1 pseudogene is annotated in these 300 nt (G+C 73.7%); it reads left to right on the forward strand.

Annotated elements, in window-relative coordinates:
• Window positions 1–300, forward strand: a pseudogene (locus tag E5162_RS14890) (L-aspartate oxidase); the annotation flags it as partial.

Genomic DNA, 300 nt, shown 5'->3' on the forward strand with positions numbered 1-300 from the left:
ACCGGTGTGCACGGCGCCAACCGCCTGGCCTCCAATTCTCTTCTGGACGGGCTGGTCTTCGGACGGCGCGCCGCCCTGGCCTGCCACACCTCGACGCGCCGGGCCGGACCCGCACTCACCGCAGAGCCGGGCCGCGACCTGCCTCCGCTCGCCCTTAAGCGTCTGCGCCAGATGATGGCGCGCGAAGCCGGGGTCGAACGCGACCGCGCCGGGCTGATGCGCGCGGCGTCCCTGATCGACGGGCTGGAGGCCCGCCACGGCGCTTGCGACGCGCTTGTCTCGGCGCGCTTCGTCGTTCAC

Source organism: Marinicauda pacifica (genome assembly GCF_004793635.1).
Classification (GTDB): domain Bacteria; phylum Pseudomonadota; class Alphaproteobacteria; order Caulobacterales; family Maricaulaceae; genus Marinicauda; species Marinicauda pacifica.